Source organism: Myroides sp. NP-2 (assembly GCF_014145665.1).
Taxonomy (GTDB): domain Bacteria; phylum Bacteroidota; class Bacteroidia; order Flavobacteriales; family Flavobacteriaceae; genus Flavobacterium.
This window is the reverse complement of record NZ_JACHTD010000004.1, coordinates 183,034-199,315: the sequence shown is the minus strand read 5'-3', so window position 1 is coordinate 199,315 and position 16,282 is coordinate 183,034. Positions and strand designations below refer to the sequence as shown.

The 16,282-nt window shown below is 30.7% G+C and carries 12 protein-coding genes; 11 read left to right on the top strand and 1 reads right to left on the bottom strand.

The genetic code is table 11. From position 1 onward, the window contains the following. The first annotated feature begins 43 nt into the window (after nucleotides 1-43). The 3 genes from H4K35_RS06025 to H4K35_RS06015 all read left to right on the top strand — a co-directional run bounded on the left by H4K35_RS06025 (nucleotide 44) and on the right by H4K35_RS06015 (nucleotide 3,207). Nucleotides 44-1,282: a primase-helicase family protein gene (locus tag H4K35_RS06025; protein WP_182626479.1), complete on the top strand. Its 1,239-nt coding sequence runs from the start codon at nucleotides 44-46 to the stop codon at nucleotides 1,280-1,282. Between the two features lie 244 nt (nucleotides 1,283-1,526). Next, the gene (locus H4K35_RS06020) at nucleotides 1,527-2,333 is read left to right on the top strand and encodes a toprim domain-containing protein (protein ID WP_255492375.1); all 807 of its coding nucleotides are present in this window, start codon (nucleotides 1,527-1,529) and stop codon (nucleotides 2,331-2,333) included. Nucleotides 2,334-2,601: 268 nt separating this feature from the next. Then, a complete protein-coding gene (locus tag H4K35_RS06015; protein WP_182626477.1) occupies nucleotides 2,602-3,207 on the top strand; it encodes a BfmA/BtgA family mobilization protein in 606 nt (201 codons plus the stop codon). A 25-nt stretch (nucleotides 3,208-3,232) separates the two neighbouring features. On the opposite strand, the gene H4K35_RS06010 is transcribed toward H4K35_RS06015, so the two are convergent. After that, a complete protein-coding gene (locus H4K35_RS06010; protein WP_182626476.1) occupies nucleotides 3,233-3,433 on the bottom strand; it encodes a hypothetical protein in 201 nt (66 codons plus the stop codon). Nucleotides 3,434-3,752: 319 nt separating this feature from the next. Between H4K35_RS06010 and H4K35_RS06005 the strand changes: the two genes are divergently transcribed. From H4K35_RS06005 to H4K35_RS05970, 8 genes are all read left to right on the top strand, one after another. Then, nucleotides 3,753-4,043, top strand: coding sequence for a helix-turn-helix domain-containing protein (locus H4K35_RS06005; protein ID WP_182626475.1), 291 nt, complete (start codon nucleotides 3,753-3,755; stop codon nucleotides 4,041-4,043). Nucleotides 4,044-4,180: 137 nt separating this feature from the next. Continuing rightward, the gene (locus H4K35_RS06000) at nucleotides 4,181-5,740 is read left to right on the top strand and encodes a type I restriction-modification system subunit M (RefSeq protein ID WP_182626474.1); all 1,560 of its coding nucleotides are present in this window, start codon (nucleotides 4,181-4,183) and stop codon (nucleotides 5,738-5,740) included. Beyond that, entirely contained in the window at nucleotides 5,730-6,965 is a 1,236-nt protein-coding gene (locus tag H4K35_RS05995; RefSeq protein ID WP_182626473.1) for a restriction endonuclease subunit S, read from the top strand. The genes H4K35_RS06000 and H4K35_RS05995 overlap by 11 nt, the downstream gene beginning before the upstream one ends. Before the next feature lie 41 nt (nucleotides 6,966-7,006). Beyond that, nucleotides 7,007-9,385, top strand: coding sequence for a PHP domain-containing protein (locus H4K35_RS05990; protein WP_182626472.1), 2,379 nt, complete (start codon nucleotides 7,007-7,009; stop codon nucleotides 9,383-9,385). A gap of 4 nt (nucleotides 9,386-9,389) precedes the next feature. Next, nucleotides 9,390-9,731 (top strand): hypothetical protein, encoded by a 342-nt coding sequence (locus H4K35_RS05985; protein WP_182626471.1) that lies wholly within the window; start codon nucleotides 9,390-9,392, stop codon nucleotides 9,729-9,731. 3 nt (nucleotides 9,732-9,734) lie between these two features. Continuing rightward, nucleotides 9,735-12,872, top strand: a complete 3,138-nt coding sequence (locus tag H4K35_RS05980; RefSeq protein ID WP_182626470.1) for a type I restriction endonuclease subunit R — start codon at nucleotides 9,735-9,737, stop codon at nucleotides 12,870-12,872. Further along, a complete protein-coding gene (locus H4K35_RS05975; RefSeq protein WP_255492374.1) occupies nucleotides 12,872-14,857 on the top strand; it encodes an McrB family protein in 1,986 nt (661 codons plus the stop codon). The genes H4K35_RS05980 and H4K35_RS05975 overlap by 1 nt, the downstream gene beginning before the upstream one ends. Further along, nucleotides 14,857-16,257 carry a restriction endonuclease gene (locus tag H4K35_RS05970; protein WP_182626469.1) on the top strand — a complete coding sequence of 467 codons (1,401 nt, stop codon included), beginning with the start codon at nucleotides 14,857-14,859 and terminating at the stop codon, nucleotides 16,255-16,257. The genes H4K35_RS05975 and H4K35_RS05970 overlap by 1 nt, the downstream gene beginning before the upstream one ends. The last annotated feature ends 25 nt before the right edge of the window (nucleotides 16,258-16,282 follow it).

The window sequence follows — 16,282 nt, the reverse complement described above, 5'->3', positions numbered from 1 at the left end:
ATCCTTATAGTGCAAATATAAGGATTATAATCTACTATTTATTATGAACTTAGATTCTGCCGAATTTATTCGTGTGGGTACAGCTTATTATGCCATAATCGAACGACCTACGCTCAATAAAACAACTGAAAAAGTTATGCTTCCTTGGAACAAGGAAACTATTGTAAATGATTTTGGAAAAGACTTTATTTCCAATATTAAGAAATATTACGGTTTCTGTTGTATCCCTCAACATATAAACTACAGTAGAGAGATAGCTGACTTCTACAACATCTACCACCCTATAGACTACCAAGTACAACGATCTATTGATGACTTGTCTTTCATAGAAAATAAACTAAAATATACGTTAGATTTTATACGTCACATTTTCGGAGAACAATACCACTTAGGTCTTGACTATTTTAAAATTCTATTAGAATACCCGACTCAGATTTTACCCGTACTTGTATTAGTTTCTAAAGCAAGAGAAACAGGTAAATCAACAATGCTTAAATACCTTCGAAAGGTCTTTTCTTTTAATGCTACTTACATCAATGCAGAATCTTTTGTAAACAACTTTAACTCAGATTTAGATGGTAAATTGTTAGTTCTCATTGATGAAGTAGTTACTGATAATCAACAAATTACTGAACGCATCAAGTTTTTAAGTACAGCTGATAGAAACAAGATTGAAAGAAAAGGTAGAGATAAAGAAGAAGTAGAATCTTTTTACAAATTTGTCATGACAAGTAATTTTGAAGATTCGTTCATGAAGATAGACAAAGAAGAAATACGTTTTTGGGTGCGTAAAATACCACAGATAGAAAAGAACCCTGATTTCTTAGACTTACTTTTTAAAGAAATTCCTGATTTTCTTAATTATTTACACACTATCCCCTACTCAACAACTAAGAAAACTCGTATGTGGTTTACTCCTGAGCAGATACGTACGGAGGCTTTAGTAAAACTAATGAATTCGGACAAAAATAAGTTACAGGACGAGGTATTAAAATTGCTACGTGAAATTACAGAAAGATTTGAAGATGATAAAATATGTCTAACTCCAATGGAAACATGTACCATGATTAAGAAATTAAATAAGAGAAGTAATATCGAAGCAAATGATGTTAGAACTATTTTCAAGAATTGGGGTTTTTCTCCATCTAGTAATTCGAATAAATACTCTGGATATGACTACCAATCCTATGGAGAAATAACAAGATTAGATAGAAAAGGACGCTATTATGAAATTGAGTTGAGCAAAATATCGCATTTTTTTGATGACAATGATGACAGGTAGTATACTTTATTCAAAATCAACAAGTTATACGTCATCAAAACCGTCATCAAAACTGTCATCAAATTTACTTTGATGACAGTTTTAAAAGCAGTTTGATGATTGATGACAATTTGATGACAGCTTATTAATTTAAATATCAATAAGTTACAAGCCTCTGTCATCAATCATCAAAAAATCAGTAAAATTTAAGTCACGCAGAATTATGACATGCAATGAAGCAAAAAAAATAAGTTTAGCGTCTATTTTGGAAAAAATAGGAACTAAAAAAGTCAAACAGACTAATCGGGAAGCTTGGTACCTAAGTCCGTTCAGAAACGAAGCAACAGCATCTTTCAAAGTAGACCTTTTAAAGAATCTTTGGTATGATCACGGAGAAGGAAAAGGCGGAAACGTTTTAGATTTTGTAATGAGATATTATAAGTGTGAATTAAAAGAAGCACTACAAATTTTGGATGATGAATCTTTTTCTTTTCACCAGTCTACTTTTCAAGACGATGCTATTGAAAAAGAAAAGAATTACGAAATAAGAGCAATTAAGCCTCTAACGAATACGCAGCTTATCAATTATATACAAAGCAGGGGTATCAGTCTTAAAATGGCTAGAAAATACTGTGTAGAACTTCATTATAGCCTTAACGATAAAAAATACTTTGGAATAGGTTTTAAAAACGTGTTAGAAGGTATTGAAATTAGAAATAGATATTTCAAAGGTTGCTTAGGCACCAAGAGTATTACACTAATTGAAAACAACTGTAATCAAGTTATTTTATTTGAAGGTTGGATCGATTTTCTAAGTCTACTTATGCTATATCCAAAAATAGAAAACAGATTTAATTATATTATTTTAAACAGCACTTCTCAAAAGGAAACAGTACCTGAATTAGACAGCAATTACGAGAGAATTTATTTGTGTTTTGACAATGATAACACAGGAAATGAAACCACAATTTACTTTCAAAAAAAGTATAAAAATCACACCAAAGACATTCGTTATCTATTCAAAAATCACAAAGACGTGAATGACTATTTAATCAATAAAAATAGGGACTAACAATCATATCTATAGGAATTACTAACGGGTGGGTAATATAAGCAAGAGGGTACTGCGATAAACCGCAGTACATTAGTCAACCACCTGTATACTAAATATTTATAACTAATAAGAACTTATGCAAAAACTATTTTATGTATACAAAAAGACATAACTATCATTTAATCAATTAGTTTACATACGTATTTTGTATACAAGAATTTATTTTGTAAAAATACTTAAATGAATAAAAACACAATAACTATTTCAAATTCAATAAATTACACGCATGCAGGATTTTAAAGACACTTCAATTAGGATTAAAGGTTCAACTAAGAACAAATTAGATAAGATTTGTCGAGAATATCAATATAAAAAGATCAACGAATGTGTAGTAGATATGATTGACTTTTTTATTCAAAACGGTTTAAGTCCGAAGTCAAATATCAACCTAAACATTCAATCTAGTATAGACAAAATAAATCGAGATTTTATCAATAGAGATGATAGTTTTCGAAAGTGGTTTGGCGATTTATATCACAAAAAAATTGACCGATTAATGAAGCAAAATGATACTATTGCTTCTGAGGTAGATGTTCTATTACATATAGCTAAAGACAAACTTCTAAACGAATTGCGAGAGGAAATTGCACAAGAAAAAGCTATTGAAGAAAAAAAAGAAAGTAATCATTCACCTAGTATTAAAGATGATTACTTTGAAGTATTGCAAAGAAAAGAACTCTTGCTCAAAAAAGAAAAGGAGACTCAAGCCCTTCTAAAAATCAAGCTAAAAAACCTGCTTGATAAAGCAGAGAAAAAAACAGGTTTTAGTACTTCATTCGTCATCAAATTAAGCAAGAATGAATACGATGATCTCAAAAAAATCAGCTTATAACCACATCATCAAAGGATCAATCCACTTATAAATCAGTATAAAATCCTTTTAAAGCATTGATGATTAAATTCTTCATTGGCACACCTTCTTTTGCAGCTTTCATCTTTAGATTCTCTCTTAATGATTTTGGAATATAACAATTTAATGGAACCTCGGGTTCTTTGGACAAGGATTCTCTTTTTAAAGACTCTAACTGTCCGAAAGTATCAAATAAATTTTTGGTCATAGTTGTATAAATTTGAATTAATGATTTAATTAAACTAAATTTTTCAGCGCTGAAATACCATTACACAGCTAAAAACACCTAGCTATTGCATAATATATAGAAGTAAAAGTTTGTTGAAAATTGGAACTCCAAAATCGTTTGTTTTATCACACTAATTTATTCGGGAGATCTACTCTAATAACGACAAGTGCAAATGTAAGAATACAATACTTAAAATACTCTTCCTTTCACAAGCTAAATTAATTTTATTGCTATTAACCACAATAAGTTTCCTCTTTAAGAAACTTACAGCTAACTTAGTACTCTAAATCACAAGACTATGAAAACATATCCTTTAGATCAACTCATCGATGAACAAATAGGTCCTATTGGAACACCTAAGCGCGACTTGTTTGAATCTAAAATTCAATTTGAATTAATAGGTGCCAAAATTAAAATCCTCCGCAAACAAAAAGGGTTAACTCAAGCTCAACTGGGTGAATTGGTTGGGGTTCAAAAAGCGCAAATATCTAAAATAGAAAAGAGCACCGCGAATGTAAAGATTGTTACTGTATTTAAAGTATTGAATGCTTTGGGGGCTAAGTTGACTTGGGAGGTTGAATTACCTTAATATCCAATTGCACTAATTACTTCTAAAAACTAATCCTTTTCCTTTTTACTCAGATATTATAGGTGATTACTAAAGGAATATAGTTTCTTTTGTTTTCCTTTTGTATCTTTACTTTTTAATATTTTTAACAAATTTAAATGACTAAAAAAGTCCAAACAAAAAGTACAGAAGAAATCCTTTGGGATTCAGCAAATAAATTACGTGGTTCTGTAGAACCTTCCGAATATAAACACGTTGTATTAAGTCTAATTTTCTTGAAGTTTGCAAATGATAAATTCCTTAAACGCAGACAAGAACTCATTAACGAACACAAAGAAACTTTTTTAGAAATTCCTGAATTTTACCAAGCAGATAATGTCTTTTATTTACCTGAAGAATCTCGTTGGACCTATATCATTGAAAATGCCAAACAAGAAGATATTACCTTAAAAATTGATTCAGCCTTAAAAACAATTGAAAAAACAAATAAATCTTTAGAAGGCGCCTTGCCCGACAACTATTTTTCAAGACTAGGATTGGATCAATCCAAATTCTCCGCCTTATTGGATACCATCAACAATATTGATACGCTGAAAGATGAAGCTCAGGATATTGTGGGGCGTGTGTACGAATACTTTTTAAGCAAGTTTGCGATTGCCGAAGGAAAAGGAAAAGGAGAATTCTATACACCTAAGTCGATTGTAAACTTAATTGCTGAAATGATTGAGCCTTACAAAGGAAAAATCTATGACCCTTCTTGTGGCTCAGGTGGTATGTTTGTACAATCATTAAAATTTATTGAAAAACACCGAGGAAACAAGAAAGACATCTCGATTTACGGACAAGAGTTAACCAATACTACTTTTAAGCTGGCGAAGATGAACTTGGCCATTCGCGGTATTTCTGCCAATTTAGGAAACAAAGCGGCCGATACGTTTGGAGACGATCAGCACAAGGAATTGAAAGCCGATTACATCATGGCGAATCCACCTTTTAACTTAAAAGATTGGCGTGCTGAGAACGAATTAACTGACGATCCGCGTTGGGCAGGTTATGAAGTACCTCCAAAATCCAATGCCAACTATGCGTGGATTCTAAATATGATTAGCAAACTGTCTCAAAACGGAGTAGCTGGTTTTATCTTGGCGAATGGTGCACTTTCGGGTGGTGGTGAAGAATACAAAATCCGTAAACAAATCATTGAAAACGATTTGGTAGAAGCCATTGTGATTTTACCTCAAGATATGTTCTATTCTACGAATATTTCGGTAACCCTTTGGATATTGAATCGCAATAAAAACGAACGTACGGTTGAAGTAAACGATGGCATCAAAAATTACCGTAAACGCGAGGATGAAGTGTTGTTTATGGACTTGCGCCAAAAAGGAGAGCCGTTTGAAAAGAAATTCATTCAGTTTGCTGAAGCTGATATTGAACAAATTGCATCTACCTATCACAATTGGCAACAAAAGGATTGGGAAACAACCTATGCAAATGAGCCTGAATATTGTTATTCTGCTACAAAAGAAGAAATCCGTAAGAAAGACTATTCTTTAGTACCAAGTAAATACATTGAATTTGTCAACCGTGATGAATCCTTGGATTATGATGCGCAAATGCAAGCTTTACAAAGTGATTTGAAAGCGTTGTTTGCTCAAGAAACCGAATTGAAAGAACAAGTAGCAAACGTATTTAAATCGTTGGGCTATGAGTTATAAAAGAATTGGAGATTTAATACAATTAGTGGATATAAGAAATGAAAATTTAAGCATTACTAATCTTGTTGGTTTAACAATAAATAAAAAATTCATACCATCAGTAGCTAATACGATTGGTACAGATATGAGTAAATATAAAATTATTCGTAAAAATCAGTTTGCTTGTAGTACAATGCAAGTTCGTAGAGATAAAAAAATGCCCATTGCTTTATTAAAGGATTTTGATGAAGCAATTATTTCACAAGCTTATCCTGTATTTGAAGTTGTAGATAAAAATATAGTTTTACCAGACTATGTAATGCTTTGGTTTACTCGTTCTGAATTTGATAGAGAAGCTTGTTTTCATGCTGTTGGTGGTGTAAGAGGAAGTTTAGAATGGGAGGATTTTTGTACAATGGAACTACCCATTCCATCCATCGAAAAGCAACGTGAAATTGTGGCACAATACGAAGCCATAACCAACAAAATAAAAGTCAACGAAGCCATTTGCGAGAAATTAGAAGTCACTGCACAAGCTTTGTACAAACAATGGTTTGTCGATTTTGAATTCCCGAATGAAGAAGGACAATCCTATAAATCTTCTGGCGGAAAAATGATTTTCAACGAAGAACTTGAAAAGGAAATTCCTGAGGATTGGGAAGTTGGTACTCTTGGAGATATCTGTGAATTTATTGATGGAGATAGAGGGGTAAACTATCCTAACGGTTCTGATTTCACAGCGGAGGGGTTTTGTTTATTTCTTAATGCGGGTAATGTTACAAAAAAAGGATTTGATTTCAACGTATGTAGCTTTATTACAGAACAGAAAGATAATCAACTAAGAAAAGGTAAATTAAAAAGAGGTGATATAATTATAACATCTCGAGGAACAGTAGGTAATATTGCTTTTTACTCTGATTTTATTGTATATAATAATATTAGAATTAATTCAGGGATGTTAATATTAAGACCGCAAATAAAAGAGAGCTTTATATATTCTCTTTTAAGATCATATGAATTTATGAAGTTGATTGCTAATTATATATCAGGATCAGCAGTACCACAATTACCAATCAAAGATTTAAGTGTAATTAGCATTTTAAAAGCAAGTGAAGTAATAATGAATAATTTTTCTGAACAGGTAGAAAAGATATACAATATTATGGATTCAATTAACAACCAAAACCAAAAACTCACTCAACTCCAAAGATTGTTGTTGTCTCGTTTAGCAACGTTGGAGGGGTAAGCAAAACTAAAATACTATTAACCAAAGGAAAACTATAAATTATGAATTACTCAGATTGGTTTAAGGTTGATTTACATATTCATACGGATTATAGTAAAAAAACTAAAACGAATGATTATCAAGGCAATTTTGATGTTGATGTCTTGAAGAAAAAATTAATAGAGAATGATGTTAAATTATTTTCTATGACTGATCATAATATTATAAATGTTGAAGCTTACAAAAGATATATAAGCAATTTCAAGGATGGGGATCCAAAACTATTAATAGGCTGCGAATTCGATATCGAAGTTCCTGAATCACATAAAACAATAACATATCATAGTGTTATTATTTTTGAAAATGATAGTGTTGAAGATGTAGAATTAATCTCAAAAAAAATTGAAGATTTATATGCACGCAAAAGCTCCGTTATTACAGATCGTAAAATAACTATTGATGAATTATATGAGCTTTTTAATTCCTATAACTTCTTCTTCATCCCGCATGCAGGAAATACAAAAAGTATTTTAGATCCTTATAAGGGATATGATATGAAGCTTTGTCAACAGATGGTGTTGTTGATGCCTAGTGCATTTGAAAAAGTAAAAGAAGCAGTTAGACAACATTATAATGAAGGGTTTGATTTATTAAAAACCTTTGATTTTCAAGAGAGAGATGATATACCTTATATTAATTTTTCAGATAATCACAATTGTTATAAATACCCTTGTACCAATAAAGATGGAGATAATCACGAGTTTTATTGTATAAAAGGGCAACCTACATTTGAGTCTATAAGATTTGCATTTATAGATCCTAAATCAAGAATTAAAAAATATTGTGATGTTGAAGTACTCAAACGTTCAGATAATTACATACATAGTTTACAATTGGACAATCATTCAATAATAAACAATACAACCTTAAATTTTAGTCCTAATCTTAATGTTATAATTGGAGGGCGTTCAAGTGGTAAAAGTTTGTTGTTTAATATACTTGGTAGTAAGATTGGGAATGCAAAAAATGAGTTAGATAAGAAATACAAACTTGATACTTCTGAAATCAAAATTAAAAGTTTCTTAGATGTAAATTATAAAGATACAATTTCATATAATCCACATGAAGTTATATATATAAATCAAGGTGATATTGTAAACTATTTCGAAAATAATTCATTGATAGAATTAATAAAGGAGTCAGGAAAGGAAGAAGATTATAGAACAGCTCTTGTTTTTTTTAAAGGAGAAAAAAACAACCTTTATCAATTAATTGAAAAATTAATTGATCTGTATGGAGAATTGATTGACAATTTAAATTCTAATTATGTTTTATATAACAAGGATATAGAAGCAATTTTTGATTCTAGCTATTTCATTAAACAAATTATTTCTCTTGAAAATAAAAACATCTCCTTTAATATATCTAATAAAATATTAGAAAATTTATTAAATGGCATTGAAGATTTTAAAAATAATGAAAATTGGAAACTAGAAAATACTGAATTAGAATTAACAAATAAGTTTCTAGAATTAGTACAATTAAAAAAGAGAGAATTTGAAAGTGTAACAGAGGTTTATTGTAAAAAAATAGATTTAATTAATCAAACAAACGAAACTATCACTGCAAAAAACGCAAATCTAAATCTAAAAAGCCGTGAAAAGGAAGCTTCAAATCAAAGATTAGTGAATCTAAATTCAAATATTAATAGTTTGTTTAATCTGTTAAATCGTTTTCAAGCTCATTGCCTTCTAATAGAAGAGTATAGATACAATTTTTCTAAATCTGTACAAATTAGCAATAATGTAGATGTTGTTTTAGAATTAGAAAATATCGAAAATGTAAAAGATAAAATTTTAGAAGGTTTGGTTTTAAATAATTCTAGTAAAAGCTTGTATAACACACTATTAGATCTTGCAAAAGATAAGATTAAGATTAAAAACTTAAACCCAAATTCTGTTGAAAATTTCCGAAAAAAGATAAACACTCAATTAAAACAAATATTTGAATATTTTGATAAACCAATTGAATTTTTAAAATATTCAGAAGGTGGATCATCGAAAAATAATTCTCCAGGATATAATTCTGAAAAATATTTAGAAACTATTTTAAAAAATGGAAATGCTAAAATTATTTTCATAGATCAACCAGAAGACAATTTAGGTAATCGTTTTATAACAGATAATTTAATTGATATTATAAGAGAATTGAAATTTCAAAAACAAATTTTCTTAGTTACACACAATCCATCTATTGTAGTATATGGAGATGCTGAAAATATCATTATGTGTAACAATGATGAGCGAAAAATAACTTATCAGCAATTCGTATTGGAAGATAAAACTCATCAAAAAGAAATTTGTGAAGTGCTAGATGGAGGTCATTATATATTTGATCAACGTTCAAGAAAATATAATATTAAAAAATTATTACAATCTTAAAATTATGAGTTCTATCATTATTAAACATAACATTCAAACAGAAAAAATTAATATATCGTTTGATACACAGAATGGTTCTTTATCTTTTCCAGAAGTTGAAATAGATATAAAAACTGATATAGATTTTAATGAATTATTAATTAAACTGACAGAGTTTATTGAACTTAATAAATCTATTGATTATGAATTTATAGATGAGTTTAAGCTGTTAGATAATTCTTCAAAAATTAAATTAATTAAGGAAACCTTAGAGGAAATTTATAATAATTACAATAATCATATAATTATTGACAATACGATTGAAGAAAAAGCTGTTGATGATAAAGAAGACGATTTACCATTTTAACCAATGAAATACACCGAACCACAATTAGAGCAAGCTTTTATCAGCCTACTACAAACAGAAGGCTATCGCTATATCAACGGAAAGGAGTTCAAAAGAACATCTCACCAAGACATATTGATAAAAGAAGATTTACGCCAATTTCTACTCCATCGTTATACTGATTTAGATGACATCGAAGCGGAATCTATTATACATGAAATAGCTTTTCAATCGGCTTCTACTTTGTATGAATCCAATAAATACATCTGTAAATTATTGGCGGATGGATTAATCTTTAAACGCAATAATCCAGCAAAGAAAGATTTACACATTCGCTATATTGATATAGAAAATGTACAAGCAAATGATTTCAAAATAGTCAATCAGTTAGAAATTCAAGGTTCGGAATTGCGTATTCCAGATTTGATTGTGTACATTAATGGTATTCCTGTGGTGGTTTTTGAGTTTAAAACAGCTATTAAGGAAGATGTTACCATTCACGATGCTTATATACAACTAACCACACGTTATCGTCGAGATATTCCAGACCTGATGAAGTACAATGTGTTTTGTATCATTTCTGATGGCGTTAACAACAAAGCTGGTACACTATTCTCTCCTTACGAATTTTATTATGGCTGGAACAAAATTACAGGCGAAGAACAAAAGGCATTATCAGGTATTGACACCACAACTTCCATCGTACATGGGATGATGAATCACAATAGATTGGTCGATATTATTCATCATTTTGTATTGTTTCCTGATACGACTAAACAAGAAGTGAAGATTTTGAGTCGCTATCCACAATATTACGCTGCTAAAAAATTGTACCAAAATATTTTAATCCATCGCAAACCAGAAGGAGATGGTAAAGGTGGAACGTACTTTGGGGCAACGGGCTGTGGTAAAAGTTATACGATGCTATACTTAACGCGTCTATTAATGCGCTCAACTGATTTTGCAAGCCCAACGATTATCATTATTTCGGATCGAACCGATTTAGACGATCAATTATCCAAAGATTTTACCAATGCCAAAGATTTTATTGGCGATGCCAACATCATCAATATTGAATCGAGAGCAGATTTAAGACATCGCTTACGAGGTATTGAAAGCGGTGGTGTGTATTTAACTACGGTTCAAAAGTTTGTCGAAGATGCAGAGATTTTGTCCGATCGTACCAACATCATTTGTATTTCGGATGAAGCTCATCGTTCGCAAGTGAACTTAGATTTAAAAGTTAAAATTGACCAAGAAAAAGGAATAACAAAATCCTATGGTTTTGCCAAATATTTACACGATTCTTTACCTAATGCAACCTACGTTGGTTTTACAGGGACCCCTATTGACAAGACTTTAGAGGTTTTTGGTGATGTAGTTGATCAATATACCATGTTTGAATCAGTCCATGATGAAATCACGGTTCGTTTGGTCTATGAAGGTCGTGCGGCAAAAGTGAATTTAGATTACAGTAAAGTTCAAGAGATTGAACAATACTACGAAAATGCAGTTGCAGAAGGCGCTTCTGAATATCATGTGGAAGCCAGCCAAAAAGCCATTGCAAAAATGGAAGTAGTATTAGGTGATACCGATCGCATTCAAGCAATTGCAAAAGATTTTGTTACACATTACGAAAATCGCATAGAAGAAAATGCTACCGTTGCAGGCAAGGTAATGTTTGTTTGTGCCTCTCGCGGAATTGCCTATAAATTGTATCAAGCCATTTTAGCACTGCGACCTGAATGGGAAGACATTATCTTACCCGAAGGTTTAAGCGAGAAAGAACAAACGGAAATCAAACCGATTGAGCGTCTTAAAATGGTAATGACACGCAATAAGGATGATGAAAAAGCTTTATGGAACTTATTGGGTAACAAAGAAGAGCGTAAAGAATTAGATCGTCAGTTCAAGAAAATTAAATCAAACTTCAAAATAGCCCTTGTCGTAGATATGTGGTTAACAGGATTTGATGTGCCGTTTTTGGATACCATATACATTGATAAACCGCTGCAAACCCATAATTTAATACAAACAATTTCACGTGTTAACCGAAAATACGAGGGAAAAGATCGAGGTTTGGTTGTCGATTATATCGGAATTAAAAAGAATTTGAATCATGCACTAGGTATGTTTAACAATCAAACTGCCAATGATGATTTTGAAGATATTTCAAAAGCCGAAATTATTGTTCGCGATCAAATCGATATGTTGCGTCAGTTTTTCTATAATTTTGATACTACTTTGTATTATCACGGCAATCCTGTAGAGCGATTACAATGTTTGAATAAAGCATCGGAATGGGTATTACAGACAGAGGATTCGGAAAAATTCTTTGTTAATATCACCAAAAAACTGAAATCCGCATATAATTTAGTAAGTGGTTCCGAATTATTTACCCCAAAAGAAGTAGATGAAATTCATTTCTATTTTGCGGTAAAATCAATTGTGGTGAAATTGACCAAAGGTGAAGCTCCTGATACGGCTCAAATGAATGCTAAAGTGGCAAGATTAGTTGAAGAGGCTATTATTTCGGAAGGCGTCGAAGAGATTTTTAAACTCGATGACAATAAAGCAAATGCTATTGATTTGTTCAATGATAAGTTTATTGAGAAAATTTCTAATCTAGAATTACCAAACACTAAGATTAAAATTTTAGAACGCTTATTAAAACAAACCATTAGCGATTTTAAAAAAGTTAATAAAGTTAAAGGACAGGATTTTTCCGAAAGATTACAATCAATCATTAATCGTTATAACGAACGCAGCGAGGGTGATATTTTAGACTATGAAGGCATTCAGTTTGATACAGCTGAACAAATGTTAAATTTAATTATTAAACTTCGCGTTGAAATAGATTCATTCCAAGATTTAGGTATTGATTATGAAGAAAAAGCTTTTTACGACATTCTGGATATGATCTGCAAACAATATGGTTTTGAATTCGATAACGATAAAATGCTAGAGTTAGCCCGAGAAATAAAAATAATAGTAGAAAACACCGCAAAATATCCCGATTGGAGTGATCGAGACGATATCAAAGCGCAATTGAAAATGGATATTATTGTAAAACTTCACGAGTTTGGCTACCCTCCTATTACCCAAGAAGATGTGTACAAAAATGTATTAGAACAAGCTGAAAATTTTAAGAAGAATCGATAATGGAAGAATTAGAGAAAAAAGCATGGAAAGAAGCATTGGAATATGCCTTTGAACAAGGTGATAAAAATCCGTGGGACAAGAGTCAAAATTATAGAGATTATGCGATAGAGCATGCAGGTAAATTATATCCGAATAAAATTATCTATAATTATGCTTTAGATTTTCTTTCAACTAATTATCAAACCATTTACGAAAATGAAAACAAGAATAATCCTGGTGTTGGAAAAAAGATGAATACTTACTTGGAAAGCAAAGGAGCTAATGCAATAACTCTAAATCAAGCGATAGACTCCAATGTGAATTATTGGCTCTATCAACCAGGTGAAAATGCACGTCTTTGGAATGAATTTTATGAGAAATCTATTATTGGACTAGGCTGGGATGATTTAGGTGATTTATCCTTATATCAATCAAAAGACGATGTTGTTAAAGAGCTCCAAGCGATATACCAAACAGAATCTTCTAAAAAGAATGACGCAACAGCCAATTGGGATTTTTTCCAAAACATGCAAATTGGCGATATTGTACTAATAAAGAAAGGCAAGCGAAAACTTTTAGGATATGGTGAAATTTTATCTGATTATATTTTTGATGCTGAACGTGAGGAATATACGAGTATTAGAAAGGTAAAATGGATCAAAAAGGGTGAATGGGATATAGATTTCGATTTAGTTTTAAAAACACTAACGATAATAACAGATTATAACTCTGATGTTTTAAAAGGACAAAAATACTACCAATACCTACTATCAATCATGAATGGCAATATAAATAGAGTGAATTCTAAGCGAATAAACCTCATTAAATACAAAAAACAAATTATTCTCCAAGGTCCTCCAGGCACTGGGAAAACAAGAGAAGCCAAATTGATAGCTAAAGAAATGCTGAACTTGCAAGATGTAAAAGACTTAGAAGGAAACGATCAATTTAAATTAATACAGTTTCACCCTAGTTATACCTACGAAGATTTCGTAAGAGGAATCGTATCCAAACCTAACGAAGATGGAGATGGAATTATATATGAGGCAGAGAATAAATTATTAGCTGACTTTGCTCAAAAAGCATTAGATAATTATATCGAATCTAATAAAACAAATGTAGTTGTTCATGAAGACAGTTCTATCTTTGAGGCTTTTATTGAAAATATTAAAGATGAGCTAGCTCAAAACGAACATCATAAATATGATATAACTGAAGCTGTTTATCTTTTTTCAGCAGACGAAACACGTTTTAAATACAAAGGAGATAATTGGGTTGCGCATAGCAAGGGTTTAAACATGAAGTTTTCAGAATTAAAGAAAATTATTGATTCAGGAGCAACCGAACGTCAAGATATTAAGAAAATGACAGATGTTGAAGAATTAACTCGTCAGCATGCAACTTATTTTATTAAGATTGTTGAAAAATACTATACTTTCAAACAAACATTTAAAGAATCTATTCCTCTTCAACATAGTACTGAATTAAAGAACTATGTGTTACTAATTGATGAAATCAATCGAGCTAACCTTTCCTCTGTCTTAGGTGAATTAATTTATGCTTTAGAATATCGTGGAGAAGCGGTTGAGAGTATGTATGCAGTTGATAATGATAACAAATTAGTATTACCTCCAAACCTATACATTATAGGAACAATGAATACAGCTGATAGATCCGTTGGTCATATTGATTATGCGATTCGCAGAAGATTTGCTTTTGTGGATGTGTTACCTCAAGATTTATCCAATGATGAAAACATTATATTCGATTCTCAATTATTTGGGCAAGTAGCTCTACTTTTTGACTCCAATCTATCTCCTGAATTTGAGAAGAAAGATGTGCAATTAGGGCATTCGTATTTTATTGATAAAACTAAAGAAGGTGGTTCAATGGATATTCGTTTAGAATACGAAATTAAACCAATTTTGTTTGAGTACATAAAAGATGGTGTTCTAATTGGAGAAGATATCGAAAAACTAATTGAAGATTTAGAACAGTCTATATAATGGGAATACGTTTATCAGAACATCAATCTTTTTTTATCCGATTGAAGCAATCGGATATGGAAATCTCCGATAATATAGATGAGATATCACTTTTAGATGTTGATTTTGAGAAATGTAATGCTATTACTTCTAAATCATTTAACAATAGTAGTTATCGCTTTCTTTTTAAGAAAAAAGAAGATGCTTACGAAATAAAAGCAGATTATTGTATTGGTATTGATTGGTTGGGCAAAACGGGGAAATTCATTTATGTGGAGCCTAAAGTTAATAATAGAAGCATTCAATCCTTTAAACAAGAACTAGACAATGAAGACAGTAGCTTATCTATTGAAGAATCACATTTTCTAAATAAACCCTATGAATTAGATTACTTAAGCATGTTATTACAGGTAACATCAGTGACAGAAAGCAATTGTGAAGTTAAAGATTTGGTTCAAATTGATTGGGATAGCCAACAAATTGCAATAGAACAAAAAGATGATAAACTAACTCCTTTTTTAATCATTCATTTTTTACAGACATTAAAAACAATTGTAAAAAAAGGTTTAAAAAAGAGCTATTATAAAATTCAAGAAAACCTAAATAATCGAGTAAAAGGTAAAATAGTAGTAGGGCAACATATTAAACAAAATGTTTTTAAAAATAGATTAACTTCAACTTTTTGTGAATATCAAGTATTTGGCGAAGACCATTTAGAAAATCGTTTTTTAAAGAAAGTATTAAAGTTTGTGATAAGTTATGTAGAGAACAACAAGTTACTACTTTCTCATAATTATAATTTGATTCAACAAACAGTTGACTATTGTAGACCTACTTTTGAATTAATTTCAGACAATATTAAAGAGACAGAATTAAAACACATTAAATACAATCCGTTTTATAGTGAGTATAAAGATGCATTGCAAATTGGAAGTTACATTTTAAAGCGATTCGCTTACAACATAACACAAACATCACAACAAAAAGTAACAACACCTCCTTTTTGGATTGATATGCCTAGATTGTTTGAATTATATGTATTTAGTAAAATGATTGAGCAAAATACTTCATCAAAAAAAGAGATACATTATCAATTAAGTACACATGGTAATGCTTTAGATATATTGGTTTCTCATTTAGACTTTCAAATGGTGATTGATGCTAAATACAAATTACATTATAATAACGGTCATTTACATCAAGATATTCGACAAGTTGCAGGATACGCTCGTTTAAAGAAGGTAAGAGAAAAACTAAAAATTACAGATGACAGGAATATTGACTGTTTAATTATCTATCCAGATATTGAAAAAGGAGAAGCTGATCTATCATTAGAAAATATTAACCTTAAAAAGCAAGAAATCAAGGCGTACCACAAAGTTTTTAAATTGGGAGTAAAATTACCTTGGATAGAGAATTAGATTCTTACCTTTTAAAGTTACTTAA